4 protein-coding genes are annotated in these 4,514 nt (G+C 71.1%); 1 reads left to right on the top strand and 3 read right to left on the bottom strand.

Annotation, left to right across the window (positions count from 1 at the left end):
* The first annotated feature begins 281 nt into the window (after positions 1-281).
* Positions 282-2,120, top strand: coding sequence for an ABC transporter ATP-binding protein (locus AB0G02_RS22695; protein WP_360797465.1), 1,839 nt, complete (start codon positions 282-284; stop codon positions 2,118-2,120).
* Positions 2,121-2,206: 86 nt separating this feature from the next.
* On the opposite strand, the gene AB0G02_RS22690 is transcribed toward AB0G02_RS22695, so the two are convergent.
* The 3 genes from AB0G02_RS22690 to AB0G02_RS22680 all read right to left on the bottom strand — a co-directional run bounded on the left by AB0G02_RS22690 (position 2,207) and on the right by AB0G02_RS22680 (position 4,244).
* On the bottom strand, positions 2,207-2,488 hold the full coding sequence (locus AB0G02_RS22690; protein WP_360797464.1) for a DUF4287 domain-containing protein: 282 nt from the start codon (positions 2,486-2,488) through the stop codon (positions 2,207-2,209).
* Between the two features lie 147 nt (positions 2,489-2,635).
* Positions 2,636-3,325, bottom strand: a complete 690-nt coding sequence (locus tag AB0G02_RS22685; protein ID WP_360797463.1) for a hypothetical protein — start codon at positions 3,323-3,325, stop codon at positions 2,636-2,638.
* A gap of 280 nt (positions 3,326-3,605) precedes the next feature.
* Positions 3,606-4,244, bottom strand: a complete 639-nt coding sequence (locus AB0G02_RS22680) for a hypothetical protein (protein WP_360797462.1) — start codon at positions 4,242-4,244, stop codon at positions 3,606-3,608.
* Positions 4,245-4,514 lie beyond the last annotated feature (270 nt).

Genomic DNA, 4,514 nt, shown 5'->3' with positions numbered 1-4,514 from the left:
TGGCCCCCGCCGCGCCGGCCGTTCCCGGCGGTGCCGTCGTCAGCGCGGCGGCCAACGCCACGATCCCCGCGAACAGCCTCACTCGTCGTCTCATCCATACCCCCATGAGCGATGGTGTCGTTCGACTCCATTGACCCCTATCGCCCGAACGGGCGTCGTGGGTTCACGTGATTCGAGGTCGGGCGGGATCGCGAGGGTCCGGGTGCGGCGTTAATCGATCGCGGTCCCGGGGCCCGCTGCGGCACCATCGATCAGGCCAAGGTGCCCCCGGAGGGAGTCGGATGGCCGCGCCAAGGTCCGAAAAACCCGTCAACAACCGCAAGGAGGCGGTGCTGCTCGCGCTGCGCCTGTACGGCCGTGAACTGCGCCGCCACCGCATGCTCAGCGTGGGGGCGCTCGTGCTGCCCGCCCTGGGCAACACGTGCCTGCTCTACCTGACGCCGCTGGCCGTCGGCGCGCTCGCCGGTCGTCTCGCCGGCGGTGGCGACACCGGCCTCGCCACCGTGCTGCCGTACGTGCTGACGTTCGCCGGCCTGATGCTGCTCGCGGAAGTGCTGTGGCGCATCGGCGTCCACTGCCTCAACCGCACGGACGGCCGCGGGATCGAGCACCTGTCCGTGATGGGCATGGACGCGCTGCTGGGCAAGGACGCGGCGTTCTTCCACGACAACTTCGCCGGGTCGCTCACCAAGCGGGTGCTGGGCTTCGCGTCCCGCTTCGAGGAGTTCGTCGACACGGTGGCGTTCAAGGTCGTCGCCAACCTGGTGCCGCTGGGCTTCGCGTGCGTCGTGCTGTGGGGCTACCACCCGTTGCTGGTCGTCGTGCTGCTCGGCCTGATCGTCGTCACGGGGTTCGTGGTCGCGCCGCTCATCCGCCGCCGGCAGCAGCTCGTCAACGAGCGCGAGGCGTCGTACGCGCGGGTGTCCGGCCACGTCGCCGACACGCTGATGAACATGGAGACCGTGCGGGCGTTCGCCGCCGAGCAGCGCGAGGGCGCGGAGCACCGGACCCGGTCCGCCGAGAACCGGGTGCTGGCGCTGCGGTCGTGGGACTACGGCAACTTGCGCATCGACACGGTCGTCGCCCCGCTGTCCGTGCTGACCAACGCGCTCGGCCTCGCGGTCGCGGTCGGGGTCAGCGGCGGGCTCGGCATCGAGGCGATCGTGGTGACGTTCGCGTACTTCACCAACGCGACGCGGATCATGTTCGAGTTCAACCAGGTCTACCGGCGGTTCGAGAGCGCGCTCACCGAGGCCGCCCAGTTCACCGAGCTGCTGCTCGACCCGCCGACCGTGCTCGACCCGGAGGAGCCGGAACCGTTGCGGGTCGCGGACTCCGGGGTCCGGTTCGACCGCGTGGTGTTCGCGCACGGCGGCAACGAGCCGCTGTTCACCGGGCTGGACCTGGACATCGCCCCGGGCACGCGGATCGGGCTCGTCGGCCGGTCCGGCGGCGGCAAGACCACGCTCACCCGGTTGCTGCTGCGGCTGATGGACGTCGACAGCGGGCGCATCCTCATCGGCGGTCAGGACATCGCGCGCCTGCGCCAGTCCGACCTGCGCGGCCTGATCGCGTACGTGCCGCAGGACCCGGCCATGTTCCACCGGACGCTGCGGGAGAACATCGCGTTCGCCCGGCCGGGCGCGACCGACGCCGACATCCGGCGGGCGGCGCGGGCCGCGCACGTCACGGACTTCGCCGAAGCGCTGCCGGACGGGTTCGACACGATGGTCGGGGAGCGCGGCGTGAAGCTGTCCGGCGGGCAGCGGCAGCGGGTGGCGCTGGCCCGGGCGATCCTGCGCGACGCGCCGATCCTGCTGCTGGACGAGGCGACCAGCGCGTTGGACTCGGAGAGCGAGGTGCTGGTCCAGCAGGCGCTGTGGCGGCTGATGGAGGACCGCACGGCGCTGGTCGTGGCGCACCGCCTGAGCACCGTCGTGCGGATGGACCGGCTGATCGTGCTGGACCGGGGTCGGGTGCTCGAACAGGGCACGCACGCCGAGCTGCTCGACGCCGACGGCACGTACGCGAAGCTGTGGCGCCACCAGTCCGGCGGGTTCCTCGACGAGGCGATGGCGGACGAGCCGGACGCGGTGGGCGCGCGGTCGTCCGGGGCGTGACGTTCCGCGGGGTGTGACGTCCCGCAGGGGTGGTGAGTCGTCCGCCGGGCGCGAGGTCGGCGGGGTCGTGCGGGGGACGGGGTCGTTCAGCGGTGGGCGATCCCGTCCAGGCGCAGCGTCGCGGACTCGTCCCGGTGGGCCCCGGTGCCGCCGACGTGCTTGTCGCTGATCCCGGTGCCGTTCTTGAGCACGTAATAGAGCGCCATCCCGTGCCCCCGACCGAGCCCGTAGTCGGCCTTGAGCCAGTCCAGCACGACGCCGGCCTTGGTGGTCGCGTCGTAGCCCCGCTCGCCGGCTTCGGCCAGCAGTGCGGCCGGGGTCTTGCCGGTCTTCTTCTCGGCGGCGTCGAGGTAGGCCTGGAAGGACATGGCGTGCTCCGTTCGTCGTGGTGCCGCCGTGAGCCTAAGACAACTTATCTTGTCCTGACAACTTTCACTTTCCGTAGCGCTCGCGGACACGCCCCGAACCCGGCCCCGGCACGTGCGCCAGGACCGGGTTCGGGGTGGCTCAGGCCGTCAGCTCGTCACGGAGTAGCTGTTGGACTGGAAGTTCAGGCCGCCGGAGGACGAGGTGATCTCGAACCCGAACTGCACCTCCCCCACGGTCACGTCGCCGTACCAGCCGCGCGAGTTGATCCAGCGCAGCACCGCGAGCACGTCGACCGTCCCGGCGTTCGTGTTGCCCGTGCGGACGAACGAGAACACCTGGTTCGCCCCGTTGGAGCCGCGGTGCACGTCCCAGGTGTGGCCGCCCACCGACACCGTCGTCTCGCGCGCCCCGATCGGGCCGACCGCGCCCTGCTTGTTGACCCAGATCATGATCTCGTAGGCGTTGTTGTCGGCCCAGATGTCGTACGCGGTGGTGTAAGCGCCGCTGCCGGGCCGGGTCACGTTGAACGAGCTGGACAACCGGCTCAACGCGCTCAGCTTCCGACCGATGTTGCGGGCCGAGTGCGGGTACGCCTTCACACCGCCGGTGTTCGGGTGGTCCGCCCACACGCCCCAGTTGCTGTAGGAGTTCGCCCAGATCGTCTGCGGGCCCGCGCCGCCGCCCCAGACGTCGTTGCGCACGGTGTACCCGCCGTTCGACCAGCTGCCCCACTTGTCGCTCGACGACCACGTCGCGGCCTGCGCGGACCCCGCGCTCCCGACGAGGAGACCGATCAGCGCGACCACCACCGCGGCCGACCGCACCCTGTTCGCCATTGACCACTCGTTCCCGGGCTTCGTCGCCCATTCCGGCGCGCTGTGGCGAATCGTCGCGAAAGCGCGCGAGGTCGGTGTCCCGGCGGCGGCGAGCCGAACTGTGACACGCTCTCTCGGGGCAGGTCAACCGGAGTGTCCGAATTCGAAAGAATTCGAATGCAATTCGATGGGCTCATTCGAGCGAATTCACCCGGTTGCCGTCGGAGGGGGATCACGCGCGAGGCCCGCCGGCCGGACGTCCGACGCCGGCGGGCACCCGGTCACGCGCGGGCGGGCCCGTTCAGCCGAGCCACGGGCTGAAGTGGTCGGCCACGACGGTGGTCAGCCCTCCCGGGCTGAGCCGACCGTCGACCTCGATGACGCGCAGGCCGTGCTCCCGCGCCCGGTCCACCACGTCCTCGGCCAGCAGGCGGTCCCGCTCGACCCGGTTCGCCCGCGCCCGTTCGGGGTCGCTCACCGCGGCGGGCACCTCGCCCGCCCTGGGCAGTTCGCGGAGCTGGCGCTGCCGGAACGCCTCGGTCGGCACCAGGAACACGGCCTGGCGCGGGTCCGCGAGCAGCGGGGCGACCAGTTCCGGCCGCAAGCCCCACCCCTCCGCGACGAGCGGGCGTCCGCTGGACAGGGCGCGCAGGTCGTCGAGCACCATCCCGAAGCGCTCGACGTGGTTGTGCTTGGCCTGCTCGGCCATCTCCCGCGGTGACGGCCGCACCCAGGTGGTGTCCGGGTCGTGCGCTTGGAGGGTCTGCCACGCGTGCCGGTGCGGGTAGCGGCCGGCGTGGGCCAACGCGCGGTCGTGGTGACCGCGGGCGTCGTGGAAGTCGTAGTGGTACGCGGTCAACCCGAATCGGCGCGACAAGAGCCAGGCGACGGTCGACTTACCCGCCCACTGCGCTCCGCCGATCCACAGGACAGTGCTCAACTCACCAGAAGGTCCCCACCTCATGGTGGAAAGGGTGACCCTGTCTGCGCACCGGAACAAGTCTTGTTTCTGCTGGTCGGACCTGGTTTACTGGAACCTGTCGGTTTAATGGTTCCCCACCTCGGACCGACTGGGCGGAAAGCCCGTCGCGGTTCCGTGCGCCCCGGTACGCCCGCGTGATGCGCGGCGCCGGCAGTCTGACCAGCCACTTCCGGGCGGCTCCGGCGACCGGGTTCCGCCGAGCGAGCGCGGCCCTGCGGCGTGAACCGG

The organism is Actinosynnema sp. NPDC023658 (assembly GCF_040639995.1).
Lineage (GTDB): Bacteria > Actinomycetota > Actinomycetes > Mycobacteriales > Pseudonocardiaceae > Actinosynnema.
This window is presented reverse-complemented; position numbering and strand designations above follow the sequence as displayed.

Coding starts and splice junctions, on each gene's coding strand:
- AB0G02_RS22695 (WP_360797465.1), top strand. CDS start 282: ATGGCCGCGCCAAGGTCCGAAAAACCCGTCAACAACCGCAAGGAGGCG.
- AB0G02_RS22690 (WP_360797464.1), bottom strand. CDS start 2,488: ATGTCCTTCCAGGCCTACCTCGACGCCGCCGAGAAGAAGACCGGCAAG.
- AB0G02_RS22685 (WP_360797463.1), bottom strand. CDS start 3,325: ATGGCGAACAGGGTGCGGTCGGCCGCGGTGGTGGTCGCGCTGATCGGT.